This window comes from Pantoea sp. A4 (genome assembly GCF_000295955.2).
Lineage (GTDB): Bacteria > Pseudomonadota > Gammaproteobacteria > Enterobacterales > Enterobacteriaceae > Pantoea > Pantoea multigeneris.
Window position 1 is genome coordinate 52,925 of the sequence record NZ_ALXE01000036.1, and the last position, 24,186, is coordinate 77,110.

18 protein-coding genes are annotated in these 24,186 nt (G+C 53.8%); 15 read left to right on the forward strand and 3 right to left on the reverse strand.

From position 1 onward, the window contains the following. The first annotated feature begins 205 nt into the window (after positions 1 to 205). The 11 genes from B880_RS0116100 (at position 206) to B880_RS0116150 (ending at position 17,686) form a co-directional block, all read left to right on the forward strand. Positions 206 to 1,774: an ABC transporter permease gene (locus B880_RS0116100; RefSeq protein WP_017348473.1), complete on the forward strand. Its 1,569-nt coding sequence runs from the start codon at positions 206 to 208 to the stop codon at positions 1,772 to 1,774. Continuing rightward, positions 1,771 to 2,526 (forward strand): ABC transporter ATP-binding protein, encoded by a 756-nt coding sequence (locus tag B880_RS0116105; protein WP_017348474.1) that lies wholly within the window; start codon positions 1,771 to 1,773, stop codon positions 2,524 to 2,526. The genes B880_RS0116100 and B880_RS0116105 overlap by 4 nt, the downstream gene beginning before the upstream one ends. Further along, positions 2,527 to 4,302 (forward strand): aryl-sulfate sulfotransferase, encoded by a 1,776-nt coding sequence (locus B880_RS0116110; protein ID WP_017348475.1) that lies wholly within the window; start codon positions 2,527 to 2,529, stop codon positions 4,300 to 4,302. It begins immediately after the preceding gene. A gap of 341 nt (positions 4,303 to 4,643) precedes the next feature. Then, positions 4,644 to 6,635, forward strand: coding sequence for a transketolase (gene tkt / locus B880_RS0116115; RefSeq protein ID WP_017348476.1), 1,992 nt, complete (start codon positions 4,644 to 4,646; stop codon positions 6,633 to 6,635). 301 nt (positions 6,636 to 6,936) lie between these two features. Next, positions 6,937 to 7,956, forward strand: a complete 1,020-nt coding sequence (epd, locus tag B880_RS0116120; protein ID WP_017348477.1) for an erythrose-4-phosphate dehydrogenase — start codon at positions 6,937 to 6,939, stop codon at positions 7,954 to 7,956. A gap of 49 nt (positions 7,957 to 8,005) precedes the next feature. Further along, positions 8,006 to 9,169 carry a phosphoglycerate kinase gene (gene pgk / locus B880_RS0116125; protein WP_017348478.1) on the forward strand — a complete coding sequence of 388 codons (1,164 nt, stop codon included), beginning with the start codon at positions 8,006 to 8,008 and terminating at the stop codon, positions 9,167 to 9,169. A gap of 107 nt (positions 9,170 to 9,276) precedes the next feature. Continuing rightward, a complete protein-coding gene (gene fbaA / locus B880_RS0116130; protein WP_017348479.1) occupies positions 9,277 to 10,356 on the forward strand; it encodes a class II fructose-bisphosphate aldolase in 1,080 nt (359 codons plus the stop codon). A 385-nt stretch (positions 10,357 to 10,741) separates the two neighbouring features. After that, on the forward strand, positions 10,742 to 11,467 hold the full coding sequence (locus B880_RS0116135) for a class I SAM-dependent methyltransferase (protein WP_017348480.1): 726 nt from the start codon (positions 10,742 to 10,744) through the stop codon (positions 11,465 to 11,467). Between the two features lie 9 nt (positions 11,468 to 11,476). Then, positions 11,477 to 12,919 carry a class I adenylate-forming enzyme family protein gene (locus B880_RS0116140; RefSeq protein WP_017348481.1) on the forward strand — a complete coding sequence of 481 codons (1,443 nt, stop codon included), beginning with the start codon at positions 11,477 to 11,479 and terminating at the stop codon, positions 12,917 to 12,919. A gap of 191 nt (positions 12,920 to 13,110) precedes the next feature. Beyond that, positions 13,111 to 13,998: a small-conductance mechanosensitive channel MscS gene (gene mscS / locus B880_RS0116145; protein ID WP_017348482.1), complete on the forward strand. Its 888-nt coding sequence runs from the start codon at positions 13,111 to 13,113 to the stop codon at positions 13,996 to 13,998. 145 nt (positions 13,999 to 14,143) lie between these two features. Further along, entirely contained in the window at positions 14,144 to 17,686 is a 3,543-nt protein-coding gene (locus B880_RS0116150) for a hypothetical protein (RefSeq protein ID WP_017348483.1), read from the forward strand. A 7-nt stretch (positions 17,687 to 17,693) separates the two neighbouring features. On the opposite strand, the gene speD is transcribed toward B880_RS0116150, so the two are convergent. The 3 genes from speD to B880_RS0116165 form a co-directional block, all read right to left on the reverse strand. Continuing rightward, on the reverse strand, positions 17,694 to 18,497 hold the full coding sequence (speD, locus tag B880_RS0116155; RefSeq protein ID WP_017348484.1) for an adenosylmethionine decarboxylase: 804 nt from the start codon (positions 18,495 to 18,497) through the stop codon (positions 17,694 to 17,696). A gap of 15 nt (positions 18,498 to 18,512) precedes the next feature. Further along, positions 18,513 to 19,379: a polyamine aminopropyltransferase gene (gene speE / locus B880_RS0116160; RefSeq protein ID WP_017348485.1), complete on the reverse strand. Its 867-nt coding sequence runs from the start codon at positions 19,377 to 19,379 to the stop codon at positions 18,513 to 18,515. An 85-nt stretch (positions 19,380 to 19,464) separates the two neighbouring features. Continuing rightward, positions 19,465 to 19,815, reverse strand: coding sequence for a YacC family pilotin-like protein (locus tag B880_RS0116165; RefSeq protein ID WP_017348486.1), 351 nt, complete (start codon positions 19,813 to 19,815; stop codon positions 19,465 to 19,467). Positions 19,816 to 19,998: 183 nt separating this feature from the next. Here B880_RS0116165 and cueO point away from each other — a divergent pair, with 183 nt between their 5' ends. The 4 genes from cueO (at position 19,999) to B880_RS0116185 (ending at position 24,133) form a co-directional block, all read left to right on the forward strand. Next, positions 19,999 to 21,624: a multicopper oxidase CueO gene (gene cueO, locus B880_RS0116170; protein WP_017348487.1), complete on the forward strand. Its 1,626-nt coding sequence runs from the start codon at positions 19,999 to 20,001 to the stop codon at positions 21,622 to 21,624. A gap of 180 nt (positions 21,625 to 21,804) precedes the next feature. Continuing rightward, on the forward strand, positions 21,805 to 22,341 hold the full coding sequence (gene hpt / locus B880_RS0116175; protein WP_017348488.1) for a hypoxanthine phosphoribosyltransferase: 537 nt from the start codon (positions 21,805 to 21,807) through the stop codon (positions 22,339 to 22,341). A gap of 98 nt (positions 22,342 to 22,439) precedes the next feature. Further along, a complete protein-coding gene (locus tag B880_RS0116180) occupies positions 22,440 to 23,366 on the forward strand; it encodes an ABC transporter ATP-binding protein (RefSeq protein WP_017348489.1) in 927 nt (308 codons plus the stop codon). Then, on the forward strand, positions 23,363 to 24,133 hold the full coding sequence (locus tag B880_RS0116185) for an ABC transporter permease (protein ID WP_017348490.1): 771 nt from the start codon (positions 23,363 to 23,365) through the stop codon (positions 24,131 to 24,133). The genes B880_RS0116180 and B880_RS0116185 overlap by 4 nt, the downstream gene beginning before the upstream one ends. Positions 24,134 to 24,186 lie beyond the last annotated feature (53 nt).

Sequence of the window (24,186 nt, forward strand, 5' to 3'; positions counted from 1 at the left end):
TTTTGCGATAGCTAAGCAGGCGCTAGTGGGTTGAGATAAATACCGTTTCCGGCAAAACACAGCAGAAAAACAGCTAAATCACAGCGGGCCGGGGCTGGCGTGGCGCATGCATTTATTGCATCGGGGATATTCGTCGAATGCATTAGTCAGCGTGGGGGTAAATGCCTTTTGCTGTCGGCTTTCCCGCATCCCGAGGCCGATAGCCATGTCTTTGATGATCCTGAAACTGCGCAAGCCAAAGGCATGGTCTCTTCGTGTTAATGGCTGGTCGCTGCTGCTGCCACTCTGCCTGCTGGGGCTGTGGCAGCTCACCGCGATACGCCATTGGATGCCAGACCAGATTGTGCCTGCGCCCGCCACCGTGCTGGCAACGGGCTGGTCTCTGCTCCAGGACGATCTGCTCGCGCAGTGGTGGAGCAGCCTGCATCAACTGATTATCGGCGTGGTCCTGGGGATCATCGTGGGCAGCCTGCTGGGGCTGCTGTTTGGTTTATCTCGCCGCGCCAGTGCCTGGCTGGAACCACTGTTCTGGCTGCTGGTGCAAATCCCTACGCTGGGCTGGATCCCACTGTTTATGGTGATGTTTGGTATTGGTGATGGCCTGAAGCTGGCGGTGTTAATCAAAAGCGTGCTGGTGCCGGTGACGCTCAATACTCAACAGGCGGTGGAGAATCTGCCCGCACAGCTACGCGAAGTGGCGCAGGCCTTACGGCTTTCACCGCGTCAGCAACTAGTGCGCTTAGTGATCCCGGCTAGCCTGCCGGGCTGGTTTACCGGCTGCCAGTTGGCGCTGGCCGAGGCATGGATCTCGCTGATTGTGGTGGAACTGCTGGCCTCGTCTTCTGGCATCGGTTACCTGATGGTGTGGGGGCGTCAGCTGTTCCAGTTAGATATCGTGTTCGTCACCATTGTGGTCATCGGGCTGAGCGGCGTGCTGCTCTCCTGGCTGGCGGCGCGGTTGCAGCAGCGGGTGATCTTCTGGCCGCAAACCGCCCTGAGTGTGCAACCTCCCGGCGCGAAAGCCAGCCTACAGGGACTCGGGCTGCCGCTGCTGCTGTTGGTACTTTGGCATGTGGCCAGCCACGAGCAGTGGATTGATGTGCGCCTGTTTGCCTCGCCCGCCGCAGTGATTGCCCGATTGTATGCCGGGGTGGTGAGCGGTGAATTAAGCAGTGCGCTGGCACAAAGCTTGTTACGCATGGCGGCCGGTGCGCTGCTGGGTATCGGAGCCGGGCTGCTGGCGGGGATCGCGTTGGCGCAAAGCCCGTTCGCACGGCGCTTAATCCTGCCTTCTCTCAATGCGCTGCGTCAGGTGGCCCTGTTTGCCTGGTTACCGCTGCTTAGCGCCTGGGTCGGGAATGATAACCCCGGCAAGATCACGTTTATTGCCCTCGCGGCCTTTTTCCCCATGGCCATCAGCACCCTGAATGCGGCACTGCGTGCCAGCCCCCAGCTGATGGAAGTGGCTCAGGTGTTGCGCTTTAACCGGCTACAGCGACTGCGCTGGCTGGTGCTGCCCGGTGCTGCGCCTGGCATTTTTGCCGGGGTCAGGCTGGCGCTGATTTATGCCTGGCTCGGCAGCATCGGGGCGGAGTATTTCATGTCATCCGGCACCGGTATTGGCAGCCTGATGATCAACGCCCAACAGCTACTGGATATTCCCACCATCATGTCCGGCATGTTGCTGATTGGCCTGACGGGCGCGCTGCTTAACCAAGGTGGGCGCTTACTGGAACAACGCGCCACGCGCTGGCGTCAGCAGGAGGAACTATGAGTCTGCAAACTGCCGTGAGCTTTCGCCACGTGCGCAAACAGTGGCAGCAGATAACCGCAATCGACAACTTTAGCCTCGATATTGCCGCCGGTGAGTTGGTGGCGCTGGTTGGCAGCAGCGGCTGTGGCAAATCAACCTTGTTACGGCTGTTGGTCGGGCTGGATGGCGAGTTCGAAGGGGAAATTCAGATTGAGGGCCAGCCGATTAACGGCATCGGTGCGGATCGCGGCATCGTGTTTCAGGAACCGCGTCTGTTCCCCTGGCTGACCGTGGCGCAAAACGTCGCGTTGGGCCTGGCGAGTGAATCCCTCAGTCGGGAAGCCGGGCAGAGCCGGGTAGCGGAGATGCTCAGGCTGGTGCATCTGGCCGATTTTGCCAGCGCCTTACCGGCACAACTCTCCGGTGGCATGGCACAGCGCGTGGCGATTGCTCGTGGTCTGGTGGCTCAGCCGCGCATTCTGATGCTGGATGAGCCGTTCAGCGCGCTGGATGCGCTGACCCGTCACAGCCTGCAACAGGCGCTACTGGAAATTCATCAACGTCAGGGCACCACCACCCTGATCGTAACGCATGACGTGGAAGAGGCGGTGGCGCTGGCGGATCGCATTGTGGTGCTGTCGCCGCGACCGGGAAGGATTCGCCGCACGGTTCCACTCGACTTCCCCCATCCAAGAGAGCGTGACAGCGCCGCCTTCAGTGCCCTCTGTACGCAAATTCGCAACCTGATTGTTCAGCCCGATAAGGAGTTTTAAATGGGTCATCCTAGCGTTTATCCCACCGGTACCACGTTGTTCGATCCCGCCCAAACCTGGAGCGGATATACCCTGTTTCAGGGAACGGATACTGGCGCGGTGCTGATCGATATGAACGGCAAAGTGGTGCGTTTGTGGCCCAATCTGCACGGTTTCCCTAATAAACTGCTGCCGGATGGCAGCATTCTCGGCCACAGCGGTGAGCGCGATCCACGTTACGGCATGCAGGATATGCTGGATTTGGTGCAGGTGGATTGGGAAGGCAACGTGACGTGGCGTTTTGACCGCTACGAGCACATCAGCGATCCCGGTCAGGAACCACGCTGGATGGCGCGAGCGCACCACGACTACCAGCGCAGCGGCAATCCCGTGGGGTATTACGCGCCGGGGCTGGAGCCGCAGGTCGAGGGGGACAATACGCTGATTCTGGCCCATACCAACCTGCACAACAGCAAAATCTCAGATAAACAGCTGCTGGATGACACCATCATTGAAGTGGACTGGCAGGGCAACGTGGTGTGGGAGTGGCGCTGTAGCGACCATTTCGAAGAGCTGGGCTTTGATGATGCCGCCCGTTCAGCGCTGTGGAATAACCCCAATATGCGCAGCAGCGGTGGCGGAATGGGCGACTGGATGCACATCAACTCGATGTCCGCACTGGGGCCGAACAAGTGGTTTGATGCCGGCGACCAACGTTTCCACCCTGATAACATCATCTGGGATGCGCGTGAGTCGAACATCATTGCGATTATCGATAAGCAGAGCGGCGCGATTGTCTGGCAGCTGGGGCCGGATTACAGCACACCAGAGCTCAAACATATTGGCTGGATTATCGGCCAGCACCATGCACATATGATCCCGCAGGGGCTGCCTGGCGCGGGTAATATCCTGATTTTCGATAACGGCGGCTGGGCGGGTTATGGTGCGCCAAACCCCGCATCACCTGATGGCGTAAAGAATGCCTGGCGTGACTATTCGCGCATTCTGGAGATCAACCCGGTGACGTTGGATGTGGAGTGGCGCTACTCACCGTATGAAGCCGGTTTACCTCATCCTACCGACTCCTACCGTTTTTACAGCCCGTACATCAGCAACGCGCAGCGGCTGGAAAATGGCAATACCCTGATCAACGAGGGTTCCAACGGGCGCATTTTCGAAGTCACCGCCGATCACCAGGTCGTGTGGGAGTATATTTCGCCGTTCTGGGGCAAGTCGCTGAATAACAATATGGTGTACCGCGCTTATCGCGTGCCCTATAGCTGGGTGCCGCAATTAACTCAGCCGGAGGAGACCGCCGTGGAAGCGGTGGATGTACGCCAGCTTCGCCAGCCAGGTGCTGCACCTGCTGCTGCGCCAGAGAGCGTGGTGCAGGTGGCCGGGGTGCAGCCTTATCTCGACAGTGCCGATGCGCTGTGTGTCGCAACGGATAACTCAACGCTGCTGCGCAGCCCGAAACTGTTCCGCGTCGAGGGCAGCCGTTTTGACGTGGTAACTGAGGCCGCAGCATGGCAAGAGCAGGGTGAAGTACTGCTGCTGGTAGGCGCGGAGCGTTGTGTTCACTGCCGTGGGCTGTGGCGAGTGCTGGAGTCTGAGCCTTTAGAGGCGGTATTGAGTACGCGGCGCACCCGCTATCTGAATGCCGATCTCCATGCCGGGCTGGCGACTCAGCTTAACGTGCGTAGCCTGCCTACGCTTATCCGTTTCCGGAATGGCGAAGAGGTGCAGCGCCGCAGTGGTATTGCTGCCACCGCCGAGCTGCTGGCCTGGCTGGAATAACGCGCCTGAGTGACTTTTCACCCCGTTCATCGCAGCGGGGTGGGTTTAACCACAGCATCAGCATGGGCATTTTTTTTTCATGCAGATGCTCCCCGTCCTGCCTCCAGTAAAATCAAGCACCTGACTTGTGCCCTGGATTGTAAACAGCTTGTTTCACGCTTTCGTACGAAAGAGGAGCTGCTGAATGCAGTCAGTTGCGCACAGAATTAGCCTTTGCGGCATGTACTTTTGCCCTGATTATCATGTACATTGATGGGCGACTTTATTCTTGCCTTGTACGATAACTGATTAATTACAATAAGTTAGGTTCGGCGAGGCATCAATCCGACCTGGAGTTAAAAATGCCCTCTCGTAAAGAGCTTGCCAACGCCATTCGCGCGTTAAGTATGGATGCAGTACAGAAAGCCAAATCGGGACACCCGGGTGCCCCAATGGGCATGGCAGACATTGCCGAAGTGCTGTGGCGTGGTTTCCTGAACCACAACCCAACTAACCCGCAGTGGGCAGATCGCGACCGCTTTATTCTGTCTAACGGCCACGGCTCCATGCTGATCTACAGCCTGCTGCACCTCACCGGTTATGACCTGCCAATCAGCGAGCTGGAAAACTTCCGTCAACTGCACTCTAAAACTCCAGGTCACCCGGAATACGGCTACACCGTGGGTGTAGAAACCACCACTGGCCCACTGGGACAGGGTATTGCTAACGCCGTGGGCTTCGCGATTGCAGAGCGCACGCTGGCAGCACAGTTCAACCGTCCTGGCCATGACATCGTTGACCACAACACCTATGTGTTCATGGGCGACGGCTGCATGATGGAAGGCATCTCCCATGAAGTGTGCTCACTGGCGGGCACCCTGAAGCTGGGCAAACTGGTCGCGTTCTATGATGACAACGGTATCTCTATCGATGGTCACATTGAAGGCTGGTTCACTGACGATACCGCGAAGCGTTTCGAGTCTTACGGCTGGCACGTTATCCGTGGCGTAGATGGTCACGATGCAGCGGCAATCACCAAAGCAGTAGAAGAAGCGCAGGCGGTTACCGATAAGCCTTCACTGCTGATGTGCAAAACCATCATCGGTTTCGGTTCACCAAACAAAGCGGGTACGCACGATTCACACGGCGCACCGCTGGGTGATGAAGAGATCGCACTGACCCGTAAGCAGCTGGGCTGGAACCACGCACCATTTGAAATCCCTTCAGACATCTATGCTGAGTGGGATGCGAAAGAAGCGGGCCAGGCTAAAGAAGCAGCATGGAACGAGAAGTTCGCGGCATACGCACAGGCGTTCCCGGAGCTGGCGGCAGAGTTTACTCGTCGTAGCACCAACGCACTGCCGGCTAACTGGCAGGAAGAGTCACAGAAATTCATCGAGCAGCTGCAGGCGAACCCGGCGAAAATCGCCAGCCGTAAAGCTTCTCAGAATGCTATCGAAGCGTTCGGTAAGATCCTGCCAGAATACCTCGGCGGTTCAGCGGACCTGGCACCAAGTAACCTCACCATGTGGTCAGGTTCTAAGCCAATCAACGAAGATGCAGCCGGTAACTACATCCATTACGGCGTGCGCGAATTCGGTATGACCGCCATTGCCAACGGCATCTCACTGCACGGCGGTTTCCTGCCGTACACCGCAACCTTCCTGATGTTCGTGGAATATGCGCGTAACGCTGCGCGTATGGCTGCTCTGATGAAAATCCGTCAGGTGCTGGTCTACACCCACGACTCCATCGGTCTGGGTGAAGATGGCCCAACGCACCAGCCGGTTGAGCAGATCGCCAGCCTGCGTACTACCCCGAACATGAGCCTGTGGCGTCCATGTGACCAGGTAGAATCTGCGGTGGCGTGGAAATATGCTATTGAACGTCAGGATGGCCCATCGGCGCTGATCTTCTCTCGTCAGAACCTGGCGCAGCAGGATCGTACCGCTGAGCAGCTGGCAAACGTAGCACGCGGTGGTTATGTGCTGAAAGACAGCGCTGGCCAGCCAGAGCTGATCCTGATCGCGACCGGTTCAGAAGTTGAACTGGCGGTAGCCGCTTACGACAAGCTGACCAGCGAAGGCCGTAAAGTGCGCGTTGTGTCTATGCCATCAACCGATGCCTTCGACAAGCAGGACGCGGCTTACCGTGAATCTGTACTGCCGAAAGCGGTTGCTGCGCGTGTGGCTATCGAAGCAGGTATCGCGGATTACTGGTACAAGTACACCGGCCTGAACGGCGCTATCGTGGGTATGACCACCTTCGGTGAGTCTGCCCCTGCGGAAAAACTGTTCGATCTGTTCGGTTTCACCGTAGAAAACGTTGTCGCTAAAGCGAAAGAATTGCTGTAATTCTCGCCATTATTCCAACGGGCGGCCACTGTGCCGCCCGTTTGTTATTCCACCAGCCCGATTTTTATTCTCCCCCCGCTGCGCTTTTAATCCGCATAAATTGTGATTCAGATCTAATTTTAGCCACTTTCCTCATCGCTAATGGTTTCCGTTATTCCTGCGATCATCTACTCTGGCTGAACCGTTTCAGTCACGGTGAAAGCTCAACGCCGACCTGCTGAAAAACAGGAGAAAATTCCTGTACAAATTGGCCTGAAACGCTCAGGCTAACGGCACCTTTTTTTGCAGGACTGGCAGGGTTATGACCATTCGGGTAGCAATCAATGGCTTTGGCCGTATCGGACGCAACGTATTGCGTGCGCTGTATGAAACAGGGCGTCGCGCCGAAATTAGCGTGGTTGCGGTCAACGAACTGGCACCGGCAGAGGGCATGGCGCATCTGCTGAAGTACGACACCAGCCATGGGCGCTTTGCCTGGGATGTTCGTCAGGAAAGAGATCAGCTGTGCGTGGGTGATGACACCATCCGTATTCTGCATCTTTCTGAAATCAAGGATTTGCCGTGGGGCGATCTGAACGTTGACGTGGTGCTGGACTGCACCGGCGTGTATGGCAGCCGTGCCGATGGCGAAGCCCATTTGCAGGCCGGAGCGAAAAAAGTGCTGTTTTCCCATCCGGGTGGAAACGACCTCGATGCGACCGTAGTGTTTGGCGTGAACGAGCAGGAGCTGAAGCAGGAACATCGCATTGTGTCGAATGCCTCCTGTACCACCAACTGCATCATTCCGGTCATCAAACTGTTGGATGATGCTTTTGGTATTGAGTCCGGTACCGTGACCACCATTCACTCGGCGATGCACGATCAGCAGGTGATTGACGCCTACCACAGCGACCTGCGCCGTACCCGTGCGGCCAGCCAGTCAATCATTCCGGTGGATACGCGACTGGCGGCGGGGATTACCCGTATTTTTCCGAAATTTAACGACCGCTTTGAAGCTATAGCGGTGCGTGTGCCAACGATTAACGTCACGGCGATTGATCTCAGCGTCACGGTGAGTCAGCCTGTGGCAGCCTGTGACGTCAACGCCGTGCTGCGTTCGGCTTCGGAAGGGGCATTCCGTGGTATAGTTGACTATACGGAATTACCGTTAGTCTCTGTCGATTTTAATCACGATCCGCACAGTGCCATTGTCGATGGTACGCAGACGCGGGTCAGTGGTCAGCACCTGATCAAGACCCTGGTCTGGTGCGATAATGAGTGGGGCTTTGCTAATCGTATGATTGATACTACGTTAGCGATGGCTGCCAAAGGTTTCAGCTAAGGCGCGGTCTGCGCCAGCAAACTTAAGCGAATCAACGAGAGGGTTCACCATGTCTGTAATTAAGATGAGCGATCTGGATCTGGCTGGTAAGCGTGTTCTGATCCGTGCCGATCTGAACGTGCCAGTTAAAGAAGGAAAAGTGACGTCTGACGCACGTATCCGTGCCTCCCTGCCGACCATCGAAGCCGCGCTGAAACAGGGTGCTAAAGTGATGGTTACCTCTCACCTGGGTCGTCCGACCGAGGGTGAATACAACGAAGAGTTCTCCCTGCTGCCGGTAGTTAACTACCTGAAAGACAAGCTTAACGGCACCAAAGTGACCCTGGCTAAAGACTACCTCGAAGGCGTTGAGCTGTCTGCCGGTGAACTGGTGGTTCTGGAGAACGTGCGCTTCAACAAGGGCGAGAAAAAAGACGACGAAACCCTGTCGAAGAAATACGCAGCACTGTGTGATGTGTTCGTGATGGATGCCTTCGGTACCGCGCACCGCGCACAGGCTTCTACCCACGGCGTAGGCAAGTTTGCTCCAGTTGCTTGTGCGGGTCCGCTGCTTTCTGCTGAGCTGGAAGCCCTGGGCAAAGTGATGAGCAACCCAGAGCGCCCACTGGTTGCTGTGGTGGGCGGTTCTAAAGTATCGACCAAATTCGATGTGTTGCAGTCACTGGTGAAAATCGCGGATACCGTGATTGTCGGCGGCGGCATCGCCAACACCTTCGTGGCGATTGATAACAACGTAGGTAAATCACTCTACGAACCAGACTTCGTAGAAGCCGCGAAGAAACTGCGTGATGAGCACGGTATTCCAGTACCAACTGACTCACGCGTAGGTACCGAGTTCTCTGAAACTGCACCTGCCACCGTGAAAAAAGTGTCCGAAGTGGCTGACAATGAAGAGATCATGGACTTCGGCGACGAAACCGCACTGGCGATGGCTAACCTGCTGAAAAGCGCCAAAACCATTCTGTGGAATGGCCCGGTTGGCGTGTTTGAATTCCCTAACTTCCGCAAAGGCACCGAAATCGTTGCCAACGCCATTGCAGACAGCGACGCATTCTCTGTAGCCGGTGGCGGTGATACGCTGGCCGCGATCGATCTGTTCGGCATTGAAGATAAAATCTCCTATATTTCTACCGGTGGTGGTGCATTCCTTGAGTTCGTGGAAGGCAAAATCCTCCCTGCTGTAGCAATGTTAGAAGAACGCGCAAAACAGTAATTCTGGGGGGCAATGCTGTTGCATTGCCCTAAGCACTGCCCTCACGGGCATCCAATCCGATTCCTGCATGGAGCGGGAATTTACGGTAACCGAAACGGGACAAAACCATGTCTAAAATTTTTGATTTCGTAAAACCAGGCGTTGTCACTGGCGATGACGTACAGAAAGTTTTCCAGGTCGCGAAAGAGAACAAATTCGCGCTGCCGGCCGTTAACTGCATCGGTACTGATTCGGTGAACGCCGTACTGGAAGCCGCTGCTAAAGTAAAAGCGCCGGTTATTATCCAGTTCTCTAACGGTGGTGCTGCGTTCTTCGCCGGTAAAGGCTTCAAATCTGACGTTCCTCAGCATGCTGCTATCCTGGGTGGTATCCTGGGTGCGCAACACGTTCACCTGATGGCGGAGCACTACGGTGTGCCAGTTATCCTGCACACTGACCACTGCGCGAAGAAACTGCTGCCGTGGATCGACGGTCTGCTGGACGCAGGTGAAGAGCACTACAAGAAAACCGGTAAGCCACTGTTCTCTTCACACATGATCGACCTGTCTGAAGAGTCACTGGAAGAGAACATCGAGATCTCAAGCAAATACCTGGCGCGCATGGCGAAAATCGACATGACCCTGGAGATCGAACTGGGCTGCACCGGCGGTGAAGAAGATGGCGTAGATAACAGCCATATGGACGCTTCTGCACTGTACACCCAGCCAGAAGACGTGGATTACGCTTACGTTGAGCTGAGCAAAATCAGCCCACGTTTCACCATTGCGGCCTCTTTCGGTAACGTACACGGCGTATACAAGCCAGGTAACGTGAAGCTGACGCCAACCATCCTGCGTGATTCTCAGGAATACGTGTCTAAAAAGCACAACCTGCCGCACAACTCGCTGGACTTCGTGTTCCACGGCGGTTCCGGTTCTTCTCCTGCAGAAATCGAAGAGTCAATTGGTTACGGCGTAATCAAAATGAACATCGATACCGATACCCAATGGGCAACCTGGGACGGCATCCTGCAGTATTACAAAAAGAACGAAGACTACCTGCAAGGCCAGTTGGGTAACCCAAATGGCGTAGATAGCCCGAACAAGAAATACTACGACCCACGTGTATGGCTGCGTGCTGCGCAGGCTTCAATGGTGGTGCGTTTAGAGCAGGCATTTAAAGAACTGAATAACGTCGATACGCTGTAATTTCAGCATCATGCGATATAAAGGCTCTGCGGAGCCTTTTTTTATTCCTCTGGTTTCCCCCTCACATCCGCCTTCTGCTCATCTCTTTGCTTAAGAATAGATAAAGTTTTTTTCATTGATTTTTCATATGCATAATAGGTGTTTTTATAATTTCTGTTTTAATTCAGATGTTTGCCTGTTTTTGTTTGCATGTTTCTGGTTGGGTTTGTGTGCTTGATGCGATTGAAACATTAATTAATTTGACTATTTATCGCATGGCTGATATCACATTACGCAGTCAACGAAGTTCCTCACTGGCTCAGTACTAACCGGTTCTCACGATCGCGTCTTTTCGACGTGCGTTTGCGCACGACTTATTCATCTGGCTGAAAATCAGGAGTTGCGTATGTCTGTTCATCAGAGAGATTTTGCAGAAAATAACAGTGTTACCGCTGCGGAAATTGATATCAGTAAAAACATCTGGTTCCCGGAAAAATATGACACCCTCCGCAAACAGCTTATTCCGTCTTTCGATCTGCTCTACCAATCGGCGGTGAATACCCTTTTGATGTCAGTAAACCGGCCCGATCCGCGCATTATCGATCTTGGCGCAGGAACTGGATTGCTGAGTTTCCTGATCAAAGAAAAACTCCCGCAGGCGCGTATCACGCTGGCCGATCGTTCGGAGGCGATGCTGGCGGAAGCGCAAAAGCGTTTTCACGGTGTGGCAGACATTGATTTTGTCCGTTTTGATCTGCAACAGCCGCAGTTGCACGGCGAGTACGATGTGGTGGTGTCGGGTCTGGCGATCCATCACCTGAGCCATGAAGGTAAACGCAAACTGTTTGGGGAAATTCAGGCGGCACTGGCGCCACAAGGCGTGTTTATCAACGTGGAGCAGGTGAGTGCGCCGAATGACGTGATTGAGAAGATGTACGACATCCAGCATGAAAAGCATGTCGTGGACAGCAATACGCCACCGGCAGAGTGGCAGGCCGGACGCGAGCGTATGAAGCTGGATATCTGTGCGGAAGTTTACGACCAGCTGACCTGGCTGCGGGAAGCAGGATTCAGTGCAGCGGATTGTCTGGCAAAATCATGGCGCTTTGCCACTTACGCGGGCTGGAAGTAGGAGCGCAAGATGAGCTATTCCACCCACTCCTCGCTGTATGATGCCTTGCTGGCGATTGCGCTGGAACACGAGGACAAAGTCGCCATTACCTGTGTTTCTGGTGAGCAGGTGACGTATGGCGAACTGATGGCGCGTATCGACCTTGCTGCCGCTGGGCTGGCACAACAGGGGCTAAGTGCCGGACAATCCATTGCTCTGCTGCTGAGTAACAGCATTAACTACATCGCGCTGATTATAGCCTGTGCGAAATCGGGCATTGCTTACTACCCGGTGCTGGAAAATTTCAGTGCGGATTATATTCGTCAGTCCATTGAGGTGATTCGCCCGGCAGTGCTGGTTGTTGATGGCTCGCGCCAGATTGATCCGCAGCCGCTGGCTACTGTCGAACTGACGCAACTGTTTAGCGCGACTGTGCCGTCAGAGCCGGTGGCAGCGGCGGTGCATACCGGTGTCTTCCGCATGCTGTGGTCTTCTGGCTCTACCGGTTTCCCTAAAGTGATTGTCTGGAATCAGCATAAGCTGGTGCTGGAGCGTCAGCGTTGGATCCGTGGCATTGGTGCTGGCGAGAACGATGTGGTGTTCTGTCGTCACGCGCTGGATGTGGCTCACGCAACAGACCTGCATGTATTTACCAGTTTGCTGGCGGGGGCAAAACTGATTCTGTGCTCAGGCAAGGAGAGTGACGCCGAGATCCTGCGGCTGATTCTGCATTTCCGCCCCAGTATGATGAGTGCGCTGCCCGCACACTATCAGGCGCTGGCGGCGCTGTGTCAGGGTGAAGATCTCAGCTTTATTCGTCAGCCGTTTTGCGGCGGTAGCTACATTAATCAGCATCTGTTGCAGCAGGTTTATCAGCAGGCCGGGCTGGCGCTTAAGCAACTCTACGGTTCCACGGACTTTGGTCTGGCGATGGTCCGTCACAGCCGTGAAGTGGCGGGCGATCTTGGCATGAGCCTGTTGCCAGGCGTGCGTGCTGAGCTGTCACCCTTGCCAGGTCTGGCACACAACTGCGGTGAGCTGGTGTTGATCTCGCCTTTTACCAGCGAGGGCTATCTGGCTAATCCGGCGGCGAATGCCAAAACCTTCCGCAACGGACGCTACTTTACCGGCGATATCGCTTCACTGCGTGACGATGGCAAATACGTGATTCTGGGGCGAGTGAATGATGTGTTGATCACCACGGAAGGGGCAAAATTCAGCGCTGAACTGGATTATGTCCTGACGGCGCTGGCGGCGGAAGCGGAGGTTTTCACCCAGGTTGCACAGCCGCAGGCGGGTGAGCAGCATCTTCGCGTGGCCATTCATGCTCAGGAAGCGGCACAGTTTGCGCAGGCGCAGCATCGGGTGGAGCAGGCACTGGCCGCGTGGAATATCAGCTATGCCATTGAATCTTTGGCGCAGGTGCCGCGTACGCCAGTCGGTAAGATCGACAAGCCAAAAATTTTCGCCTGACCAGGCCATTCTGGCGCGAATTTGCGCCAGAATGCGCTTTTTCCTCCACTTAATGGCGAAAAAGTAGACGGTTTCGTCGCAAATTTGGCACATGCCCGGTTTTTTAGTTACCCTTTTGGTTTGGAGTGTCGGAGCTTCTCTGGCCGTTTTTGTTCATTCCGCGCTGCGGAACTTAACAACAGGGTAATGAAATGGAAGATTTAAATGTGGTAGACGGCATCCATAATGCCGGTGGCTGGTTAGTACGTAATCAGGCGTTGCTGCTTAGCTATGCTGTGAATATCGTTGCGGCCATCGGCATTATTGTTGTTGGCATTATCGCGGCACGTGTCATCTCGAATGGCATTAACCGCGTGATGCGGGCGCGCAGTATTGATGTGACCGTGGCGGACTTCCTCTCCTCCATGCTGCGTTATGCCATCATCGCCTTTACGCTGATTGCCGCGCTGGGCCGGGTAGGGGTGCAGACCGCTTCGGTGATTGCGGTATTGGGTGCGGCGACATTGGCCGTTGCACTGTCGTTGCAGGGTTCACTCTCCAACCTTGCCGCAGGCGTGCTGCTGGTCACCTTCCGTCCGATCCGTACCGGTGAATATGTTGATCTGGGCGGTGTGGCCGGTACGGTGCTGAACGTGCAGATTTTCTCTACCACCATGCGTTCTTCTGACGGCAAAATTGTGGTGGTGCCGAACAGCAAGATCATCTCCGGCAATATCCTCAACTATTCCCGTGAGCCGATGCGCCGCAATGAGTTTGTGATTGGTGTGGCGTACGATGCGAACGTTGACGAAGTACTCGCGCTGCTGCGTCAGGTGGTTGAAGCCGATGCGCGCGTTATTCAGGAGAAGGGCATTCAGGTTGGCCTGAACGAAATGGCACCGTCTTCCCTCAACTTCATCGTGCGTTGCTGGAGCAACAGTGGCGATCTGCAGAACGTCTACTGGGATCTGATGAAAGACTTCAAAAACGCGCTGGATGCGAAGGGGATCGGCATCCCTTATCCGCAGATGGATGTGCATCTGCATCAGGTCAAAGCGCCTGGCGCTGAAGTGGAAAAACCGCTCAGCCTGAGCAAATAACCGCAAGGGAGCCCGTCCGGCTCCCTTTTTTATCTTCGCTGCTCCCCCTCTCTTTTCACTCATGCTGAACTCAAAGATAACCGTGCACACCCAGAGTGTTCGGTACAACACCCTTTGTGTCTGCATAATTTTCTCCGGGGGATTAATGCCTTTTGATGTCACCGCGACAAAATTTTCCTCGCTATTCCAGCGGGTATCCGAAAATCCGTTTAGTCAGGCCGCCAGTTTCAGAAGGCAGCATGTCCGTTTTCAGCCCACGCCAGCACAGACATTGCTGACGTTGAGCGAAATGGATGTTAAGCAACGCCATGCTGCTTATTTCAATCTCTCCAGCGATCTGCGGGTGCAAAAACAGATGAAAATGGAACTGGCAGAACGCTATTTTATTTACGATGTCGCTTATAGCGGTAGGGATCTGCTGAATTATGTCGCTGCGATCAACGGCTGGGAGAAACCCGGTAATTTGCCGGATAATTATCGTCTGGTCGGTATACTGCACGACAGAGATAGCGAACACAGACAAGGCCATGTTTTTCCTGCGGGGAAAGTGTTTGCGCTTGAATTAAGCGATCGTCTCGGGAACCTGATCTTTTCCCGCAATTACACCCCACAAAGGGTGAATGACTCTGCTCACAGTTGGCATTTCGATATTCTGCAACAGATCCAGCGAACCGTGCCCATTTCCCTGCTGGTAAGTAAAAATCATCTGCATCTGGCGGCAGTCACGGAGCAGAGCTATAACAGCACCTCACCGCAGTTTGAAAGCGGCAGCGTGGATTCACCGTACAGAAATGTGTTTCTGGTGAAAAAAGAGAGTGATGTTTACGATGTCGCATGGCGCGTAATGGAGCCCGAGTCATCCAGAGCTTGCTTTAGCAGCATCTGGCTCAGGCGAGCAGTAGAAAAAAAAACCGTGGGCTATCGCCAGTTTGCCACCTATCTGGCGGGAGAGGTGGCCCAGACAGTCCATAATAGCTCCACGCCTGTAACCAAAGCGGCTGCCGTCCAGGTACTTTTATCAGAGAAAATCAATGATAAGGAAGGACGGTGGTTGAACAATTTCAAAGGGTATCTCAATCACTGGTTACAGCAGAAAACGCAGATTGCCGATGCACTGAATGTCACGATCGGCGCGACCTATTTTGAATCAATAAAGCCGAAATATCCCACCGTGCGCGGTGCTGCATACCGTACCGCTTCCATTATCAATCCGATAGCGGGTTCGTTACTGGACAGTCTGACGTACCATGAAAAAACCACGGTACAAACCTTCTGGCGGTTCTTACAACAGCGCAAAAATTTTTTTGAGCCGCAGGAAATGATGGTCGAAACGGTGCCTTCGGTACGTTTTCGCAGCGGCGCTAAACTTACCCAGCGAGATGATTTTCAGCAGGTGAGGTTTTCGCTGGCCGCCGCCAGTAACAGTAGTGTGATCAGGGAGTGTGTCAATAATCCCTCACTGCTGCGCGAAGCCTGGGATGAATATATTGAGGCGCTATTTGCTAATGACTGGCAGCTTGCCGCCCGTACCTACGTGATGGATCTTGCGCTTGGGGCGACACTCGATCGCGTCATCGCCGGGCAGTATCCGCAATATTCGAGCCTCAATCCTTCACAGCAACAGTCATACGCACAGCAGGCTGAAGCTATTCGTGTTGGAGAGCAGAGTGGTTTTTTGCTGCAACATCACGGTGAAGAGAATACCGTCGCTGACCGATTGATCCTGATTAGCAGTGACTGGCCTCATCACTATCTCGCCTGTAGCGTCTCGATGGGAAACAGCGTTTTTCACATCATGACGCTGACACCGGATGGCGAAAAATTTCGGGTGCCAGACAGTACCATCCCCTTTTTACAGGATTTTTTCCCCTTCAGCGGCCTGAAAAAGTTGCAAAGAATCACGGTAGCAACACCTGCGCGGGCACAACCGGTTGATGTAACAATCAGAGAAATGTTTTCCCTGGTAGAAAACAGCAATCCGGTTGTTGCTCTGGTTGAGGCGCATAAAACCGCGCGCAAAAGTATTGCACAACAGCTGTTTAACTCAGCGGCGGAAATCGCCGCATTAAACAAAATTCGCTTTTACGATCGTCTGGCTGAAATAGCCACCGATGTGGCGCTGATTATCCCATTGACCGAGCCGTTAGCCCTGGAGGCGCTGGCGCTGGAAGGCGTGACGAAAACCATCGTCGAAGGGGGACTGCAAATTACAGGAAAAGTCATTAACGCTGCCTCACTCGGTTTGCCGGTTGTCGCACAGTGGCAACGGTACAGCAACGCGGCCACCCACTCCCTACAGGCCCAGCGTGAGTTTATTCAACTGACAGAGACGCTGGAGATCAACCTGCTGCTGGCTGCCCCCCATTTTCTGCCTGCTGCATCTGAAGAAACGCGCTATCGTCAGGCAAAAGCACAGGTGCGGGCTCACAGTGATATCAGTGATGATTCACCGGCCTGTCGAACGCGTCGCTCACTGTGGCCGACGTTGTGTACCGCTGCATCGGCAAAAGCCACCAAATTTGCCGAACGCTATACCACCTCAATGCGTCAGGATGTCATGGTCAAAAGCTGCTGGGACTTCGTGATTGATATTCAACGCAAGGCGGGCATGATCACCCCACAGCAGGCATTGCAGTTACTCAAAACGCGCTCCAACAGTTTTCAGGATTTCCTGGGAAAAGATGCGTTATTGATCACCTCAACGGAGCAGATCAAATCCATTCCGCTGGGTGCCCGGCTGGGCTTTATCTCTGAAGATGCACAACATCAGGACGTGATACATCACGCGATGATCTACCTGAAAGAGGGGCGGGCAGCGGGGGTCAATAACCAATGGCTGACCACGCGTCACGATCTTCGTATTCCTGCGGTTGCCAGTCAGATTGATTTACATCTTGATGTGCGATGGGGAATAGCCGGGCCGTTGAATAGCGAAGGTCAGCCAGTCAAGTTGTATGCTCAGTCAATGCAGGATATCAGGCAGCCGGTGTTGAAGTCGGAGCTCCTGCACGAGCAGGAGCTACATATCGCGCCCACCAGAAGGCTGAAAGCGATAACGTTGAGTGAGAGCAGAAAATCTGAACTGGTGAGCGATCTCGCGGCTGGCATGTACCCCAATCATTTGACAAAAAGTTATTTTTTGCGCGGTAGTCATTCGTTGAATGCCTGGCAACACCAGACGCTGACGGAGACATTAACGCTGGTAAAAAGCATGCCGGATATAACTTTACAGGAGGCAGCAACACTCTTTCATGGTGATGCGATGACGGTTGCTGACAGTATCGCCTTGAAAGCAGGCGATTTGCTCCAGTCCCATCAATTGACCTTTTTCAGCCCGGAAATTTACGTTGCGAGTTATTTTAAGCAGTTCGCTGAAAAAGAGGTGAAGGTTATTTATCGCCTACCGGTTGCCCGTGCTGGCAGCGTAGGAAAACTCAATGTTTTGCCGCTGCACTATACCCGAATAAAAAACCATTATCTGGCTGCAAACCTGGATCATGCTGCCGCAGCTGCACAAGGGGTTAAGATTGAAGGTGTGATTCCACCCGGTCAGATTTTTCGTGTAGTGAACATTGAGGAACAGATACTTGCCCAGGAATTAGTGAAAGTGATTGAACTGGAGTATATGCTGCGGGAAGAGAGGATTCTTGCCCGCAGTTTTAATGGCATGGATTACACGCCGCCATAATTACGGATTATCTTACGCCTAGCGCGGGAATATTCCGTCCGTAGTAAATCTCACGCATCTCTTTCCAGAGCAGTCCGGTGATGCGCTGATGTTCATCTGCACTGAGATCTTCTGGTCGGGTGTTGAACAGGTAGTGTTTCAACTCGAATTTTTTAAGCAGCATCTTGGTGTGGAAGATATTTTCCTGATAGACATTCACATCCACCATGTCATACATCGCTTTCATATCGTCGGACATGAAGTTCTGAATCGAGTTAATTTCATGATCGATAAAGTGCTTGATACCGTTCACATCGCGGGTAAAGCCACGCACGCGGTAATCAATGGTGACAATATCTGATTCCAGTTGATGAATCAGATAGTTGAGGGCCTTTAGCGGTGAAATAACCCCGCAGGTGGAGACTTCGATATCAGCACGGAAGGTGCACAGCCCGCCTTCCGGGTGGCTTTCCGGGTAGGTGTGTACACAGATATGGCTTTTATCGAGGTGCGCGACCACGGAATTGGGCAGCGGGCCGGGATGCTCAGAGGTATCAATATCTTTTGGGTCGACAGGTTCTTCGCTGACCAGGATCGTGACGCTGGCACCCTGTGGCTCGTAATCCTGGCGCGCAATATTCAGGACGTTAGCGCCAATGATTGAACAGGTTTCCGACAAGATCTCTGTCAGGCGATTGGCGTTATATTGCTCATCGATATAGGCAATATAACCATCGCGTTCGGCATCGCTGTTCGCATAACAGATATCGTAGATACAAAAACTCAGGCTTTTTGTGAGGTTATTGAAGCCATGCAGCTTTAGCTTTTGCAATTTGATTTATCCCTTTTACTCAGCGGCAGGGGCCAGTGCATCCAGTAGGTACTGCGGCAAGGCAAAGCTACCCAGGTGAATCGCTGGATTGTAATAACGGCAGCGCAATCCGGCGGCGGCAAAGCGTGATGTTAAGGTGGTGAGATCCAGTTCGCGCAGGGCGGGATTATCGCTGGCCCAGGCAAACGTCATGATACCGCCATAATAGGTGGGCACCGCCGCCTGGTAAAAGCTGACATCGCTAAAGTAGTGGCTTAATTTACGATGACTGGTGACGGCTTCGTCCTGTTGCAGGAAGCAGACCCCGTTCTGGGCCACGAAAATGCCACCGGGATGCAGGGCGTTTTTACAGCCCGCATAGAATTCTGAGGTAAACAGGCTTTCACCGGGGCCAATAGGATCGGTGCAGTCAGAGATAATCACATCAAATTTCTGCTGCGTCTGGTTCACGAAGTTGACGCCATCATCAATCACCAGGGTGAAGCGGGGATCGGCATAGGCTCCAGCGCTGTGATTCGGCAGATACTGCTGGCAAAAGCTCACCACACCAGCGTCAATTTCCACCATGGTGATCGACTCTACGTCGGGGTGACGCGTGACTTCACGGAGCATGCCGCCATCGCCGCCGCCAATAATCAGCACGTTCTTTGCTGCACCGTGCGCCAGAATCGGCACGTGGGCCATCATCTCGTGGTAGATAAACTCATCGCGTTCGGTGGTTTGTACCACGCCATCCAGCGCCATGATCCGACCAAAGGCGGCATTTTCGAAGATCACCAGATCCTGATGGTCGGTTTTATCACGATAGAGGGGGTTATCGACGGAGAAGTACTGACCAAACCCGCTGTGCAGGGTTTCATTCCAGGTGGGTTTTTCGCTCATGGCGGGTGCTCTCCTCTGATGGGGACGCCAGAAAATAAGAGCGACCCATCTTAACGAAATTTATACCCGCCCGCACGGCGAAATCTTAACGGACGTAAGCCAGCAAACTCAGGGAGTCACGCGCCAGTGCTTTGCACTTCTGGCTGTTACTGATGGCGATACCGCTGAGATCTTTATAGCTGTCTTCACCCAGAGACTTCATGTTGTAGCTGCTGTAATTACTTAAATCCCAGCGATTTTGCTGAGCAAAAAACACCAGTGCCTTGCGGATTTGTGCATCCGGAAGTTCCTGATAACCACAATCGTTTTTCAGGTAGACAAATACGGCGGTTAAATCAGCCATATCCTCGGCCTCTGATTCACTCAGGGCGAAGCTGGAGGAGGAGAAGCTCAGCAGCCCCACCAGAACCATCAGCAGCCTGATGCTCTTCTTCATAATTTGTCTCAATCAGGAATAGTCGTTTGACGTTAGCATAGTTGATATAGGTATTTCGATAAATATGCGTTTTGCGTCACAGATGGCTTTTTTTTCAGTGCATTCTGTAATCGCCGCTTGACCCTACCGCAAGGGGACGGTTTAGCATTTGCATATCCATATTTATTATAAGGAAGTGATGTCATGCAACGTCGGCAATTCCTCAAATTAGGCGCTGCACTGAGTGCCGCAGGCGCTTTACCGCTGTGGAGCCGCTCTCTCATGGCTGAAACCCGGCCGCTGCTCCCGTTGCCTACGCTGCTGGAGCCAGATGGACGCGGGCACATCACCCTGACGGCGATGACCGGCACCAGCGAATTTGCTGGCAAAAAGGTGCCAACCTGGGGCTACAACGGCAATCTGCTCGGGCCAGCCCTGCGTTTGCAACGTAACCAGCCGGTGACGGTAAGCCTGTTTAATCAGCTGCCTGAAGCGACGACGGTTCACTGGCATGGGCTGGAGATCCCCGGCGAGGTCGATGGCGGTCCACAGGCACACATTGCGCCTGGTGCCTCTCGGCAGGTCACTTTTACGCCCGACCAACCCGCCGCCACTTGTTGGTTCCACCCACACCTGCATGGCCGTACTGGCTTCCAGGTGGCGCAAGGGTTGGCGGGCCTGGTGTTGCTGGAAGACAGTGAAAGCGGCAAGTTGCGCCTACCGGTGCAGTGGGGTGTGGATGACGTCCCGCTCATTTTCCAGGATAAGCAGCTCAACACCGCAGGCGATGCGATTGACTACCAGCTCGATATTATGCGCGCGGCGGTAGGCTGGTTTGGCAATATGATGCTGACCAACGGCGTGCAGTATCCGCAGCATGCCGTGCCACGCGGCTGGCTACGTCTGCGGTTACTTAACGGCTGTAATGCACGCTCGCTGCACATCGCCGCCAGTGATAAACGTCCACTGTATGTGATCGGCAGCGATGGAGGGTTACTGGCCGAACCGGTCAGCGTGAGCAGCCTGCCGCTGTTGCCGGGCGAGCGTTTCGAGGTGATGGTGGATACCTCCGATGGCAAAGCCTTTGATCTGGTGACCCTGCCGGTCGAGCAGATGGGGATGACGCTTGCTCCGTTTGATCAACCGCTGCCGTTGGTGCAGATTCTGCCGCTGCGCGTGATGGCCAGTGCCACCCTGCCGGATAAACTCGTCGACCTGCCTGCGGTTCCCGCAACCGATAAGCTCAATAGCCGTTGGCTGCAACTCTCCATGGATGCCCAACTTGACCAGCAGGGCATGCAGGCGTTGATGCAGCGCTATGGCGCACAGGCGATGGGTAAAGGTCACGATATGGCAAACAGCCACCACGACATGGCGGGAATGCAAATGGATGACGGTGCCTCAGAGATGAAAGGCATGTCAGGCATGGCAATGGATCATAGCCAGCATGGCATGGCGAATCCGCCAAAAGCCACCGGATATGATTTCCACAACGGCAATAAAATCAACGGTAAAGCCTTCGATATGCAGCACCCGGCGTTTAATGTGGCGCAGGGCAGCATGGAGAAATGGACCATTTCTGGCGAAGGCGACATGATGCTGCACCCGTTCCATATTCATGGCACACAGTTCCGCATTTTGTCGGAGAACGGTAAAGCCCCTGCGCCGCATCGCCAGGGCTGGAAGGATATGGTTAGCGTCAACGGCTGGCGCAGCGAAGTACTGGTACGCTTTAATCATGCGGCTGCCAGTGAACACGCCTATATGGCGCACTGCCATCTGCTGGAGCATGAAGACACCGGTATGATGCTGGGCTTCACCGTCGCTTAACGCACACCGCCGGGCCAGTCCCGGCGGGCTATCCTGCTGTTCCTGTAACGAGTAACGCACAGGCGCTTTTTCCCTCTTCTACGGTTGCTGTTATACTCCGCTCCTCATTGGTTCGCTGTTTGCTCGCCTCCGTGCATTCGCGACATGATTTTTCTGGTTAACGTCTGTGAGACAAAGGTTATGAAACACACTGTTGATGTGATGATCTCCACTGAAGAGATCGCCACCCGTATCGCTGAGCTGGGTAAAGCCATTACTGAACACTACCGTGAGAGCGGCAGTGAAATGGTATTAGTTGGGCTGCTGCGCGGTTCCTTTATGTTTATGGCCGATCTGTGCCGTGCGATCGATGTGCCGCATGAAGTGGACTTCATGACCGCCTCAAGCTACGGCAGTGGAATGTCATCCACGCGTGACGTGAAAATCCTTAAAGACCTCGACGAAGATATTCGCGGCAAAGATGTGCTGATCGTCGAAGATATTATCGATTCAGGTAATACACTGAGCAAAGTGCGTGAAATTCTGGCGCTGCGTGAACCAAAATCACTGGCGATTTGTACGCTGCTTGATAAGCCAGAACGCCGTGAAGTTGAAGTGCCGGTAGAATATGTCGGTTTCAGCATCCCGGATAAGTTTGTTGTTGGTTTCGGTATTGACTACGCGCAGCGCTATCGCCACCTGCCTTATATCGGTCACGTTGTTCTGCTGGACGAATAATCGCACGATCTTCCAGGTTCGCCTGTACCAACTCCGCTACAATGCGCTCCCGCCAGCATCACGCTGGCGGAAAACTTAATACAGGGTATGGATTCGTCATGACTTATGCACTGGAACTTTCCCGGCTAACTAAAACCTATTCTGGCGGCGTACAGGCGCTGAAAGGCATCGATCTTAACGTTGAAGCCGGTGATTTTTATGCGCTACTCGGGCCAAACGGTGCCGGGAAATCAACCACCATTGGCATTATCAGTTCTCTGGTCAACAAGTCTGGCGGCAATGTGCGCGTATTCGGCTATGACCTGGAAAAAGACAAGGTCAATGCGAAACGCCAGCTTGGGCTGGTACCACAAGAATTTAACTTTAACCCGTTTGAAACGGTGCTACAGATTGTGGTTAACCAGGCGGGTTACTATGGCGTAGAGCGCCGTGATGCACTGGTGCGTGCAGAGAAATATCTGACGCAGCTTGATCTGTGGGGCAAACGTAACGAACGCGCACGTATGCTTTCCGGCGGGATGAAGCGCCGTCTGATGATCGCCCGTGCGTTGATGCATGAGCCAAAGCTGCTGATTCTTGATGAGCCAACGGCCGGTGTGGATATCGAACTGCGCCGTTCCATGTGGGGCTTCCTTAAGGAGCTCAATGCACAGGGCACCACCATTATTCTGACCACGCACTACCTGGAAGAGGCGGAAATGCTGTGCCGCAACATCGGGATCATTCAGAGCGGTGAACTGGTAGAAAACACCTCCATGAAAGGGCTGCTGGCGAAGCTGAAATCCGAAACCTTTATTCTTGATCTGGCACCACACAGCCCGGTTCCCACCCTGGAAGGGTTCCAGTATCGCCTGGTCGATACCTCTACGCTGGAAGTGGAAGTCCTGCGTGAACAGGGCCTGAACAGCGTATTTAGCCAGCTTAGTGGGCAAGGGGTGCAGGTGTTGAGTATGCGCAACAAAGCGAACCGTCTGGAAGAGCTGTTTGTTAGCCTGGTGCAGGGCAAGGCAGGAGGAAAAGTATGACGCATCTTTACTGGGTAGCACTGAAAAGTATCTGGGCGAAAGAGATTAATCGCTTTGCACGTATTTGGGTGCAGACCCTGGTGCCGCCGGTTATTACCATGACGCTGTACTTTATTATTTTCGGTAATTTGATTGGTTCACGCATTGGCGATATGCATGGCTTTAGCTATATGCAGTTTATTGTGCCTGGACTGATCATGATGGCGGTGATCACCAACGCTTACGCCAATGTCGCCTCTTCATTTTTCAGTGCGAAGTTTCAGCACAATATTGAAGAGCTGCTGGTGGCTCCGGTCCCGACGCACATTATTATCGCCGGTTATGTTGGCGGTGGTGTTGCTCGTGGGCTGTGTGTCGGCATTCTGGTGACGGCAATTTCGCTGTTCTTCGTGCCTTTCCACGTTTATGACTGGGGCATGGTGGCGTTGACGCTACTGCTGACCGCGATTCTGTTCTCGCTGGCGGGCCTGCTAAATGCGGTATTTGCCCGCACATTTGATGACATCAGCCTGATTCCGACCTTTGTATTGACCCCGTTAACCTATCTGGGCGGCGTTTTTTACTCCCTGACCTTGCTACCTCCTTTCTGGCAGGCAGTGTCTAAGCTCAATCCGGTTGTGTATATGATCAGTGGATTCCGCTACGGTTTCTTAGGGATTCATGATGTCTCACTGGTGCTGAGTTTGTCGGTATTGCTGGCGTTTATTGTTGCTTTTTATGCGATTGTTTACAGCCTGATTCAAAAAGGGCGCGGCCTGCGCACTTGATATTTATTTGATTATTCAGTTTTTAAAACGAGACCATAGCCTGGTCTCGTTTT

Bases quoted from the DNA above. Each gene is read 5' to 3' on its own strand.
- B880_RS0116100 (WP_017348473.1), top strand. From the start codon at position 206: ATGTCTTTGATGATCCTGAAACTGCGCAAGCCAAAGGCATGGTCTCTT.
- B880_RS0116105 (WP_017348474.1), top strand. From the start codon at position 1,771: ATGAGTCTGCAAACTGCCGTGAGCTTTCGCCACGTGCGCAAACAGTGG.
- B880_RS0116110 (WP_017348475.1), top strand. From the start codon at position 2,527: ATGGGTCATCCTAGCGTTTATCCCACCGGTACCACGTTGTTCGATCCC.
- tkt (WP_017348476.1), top strand. From the start codon at position 4,644: ATGCCCTCTCGTAAAGAGCTTGCCAACGCCATTCGCGCGTTAAGTATG.
- epd (WP_017348477.1), top strand. From the start codon at position 6,937: ATGACCATTCGGGTAGCAATCAATGGCTTTGGCCGTATCGGACGCAAC.
- pgk (WP_017348478.1), top strand. From the start codon at position 8,006: ATGTCTGTAATTAAGATGAGCGATCTGGATCTGGCTGGTAAGCGTGTT.
- fbaA (WP_017348479.1), top strand. From the start codon at position 9,277: ATGTCTAAAATTTTTGATTTCGTAAAACCAGGCGTTGTCACTGGCGAT.
- B880_RS0116135 (WP_017348480.1), top strand. From the start codon at position 10,742: ATGTCTGTTCATCAGAGAGATTTTGCAGAAAATAACAGTGTTACCGCT.
- B880_RS0116140 (WP_017348481.1), top strand. From the start codon at position 11,477: ATGAGCTATTCCACCCACTCCTCGCTGTATGATGCCTTGCTGGCGATT.
- mscS (WP_017348482.1), top strand. From the start codon at position 13,111: ATGGAAGATTTAAATGTGGTAGACGGCATCCATAATGCCGGTGGCTGG.
- B880_RS0116150 (WP_017348483.1), top strand. From the start codon at position 14,144: ATGCCTTTTGATGTCACCGCGACAAAATTTTCCTCGCTATTCCAGCGG.
- speE (WP_017348485.1), bottom strand. From the start codon at position 19,379: ATGAGCGAAAAACCCACCTGGAATGAAACCCTGCACAGCGGGTTTGGT.
- B880_RS0116165 (WP_017348486.1), bottom strand. From the start codon at position 19,815: ATGAAGAAGAGCATCAGGCTGCTGATGGTTCTGGTGGGGCTGCTGAGC.
- cueO (WP_017348487.1), top strand. From the start codon at position 19,999: ATGCAACGTCGGCAATTCCTCAAATTAGGCGCTGCACTGAGTGCCGCA.
- hpt (WP_017348488.1), top strand. From the start codon at position 21,805: ATGAAACACACTGTTGATGTGATGATCTCCACTGAAGAGATCGCCACC.
- B880_RS0116180 (WP_017348489.1), top strand. From the start codon at position 22,440: ATGACTTATGCACTGGAACTTTCCCGGCTAACTAAAACCTATTCTGGC.
- B880_RS0116185 (WP_017348490.1), top strand. From the start codon at position 23,363: ATGACGCATCTTTACTGGGTAGCACTGAAAAGTATCTGGGCGAAAGAG.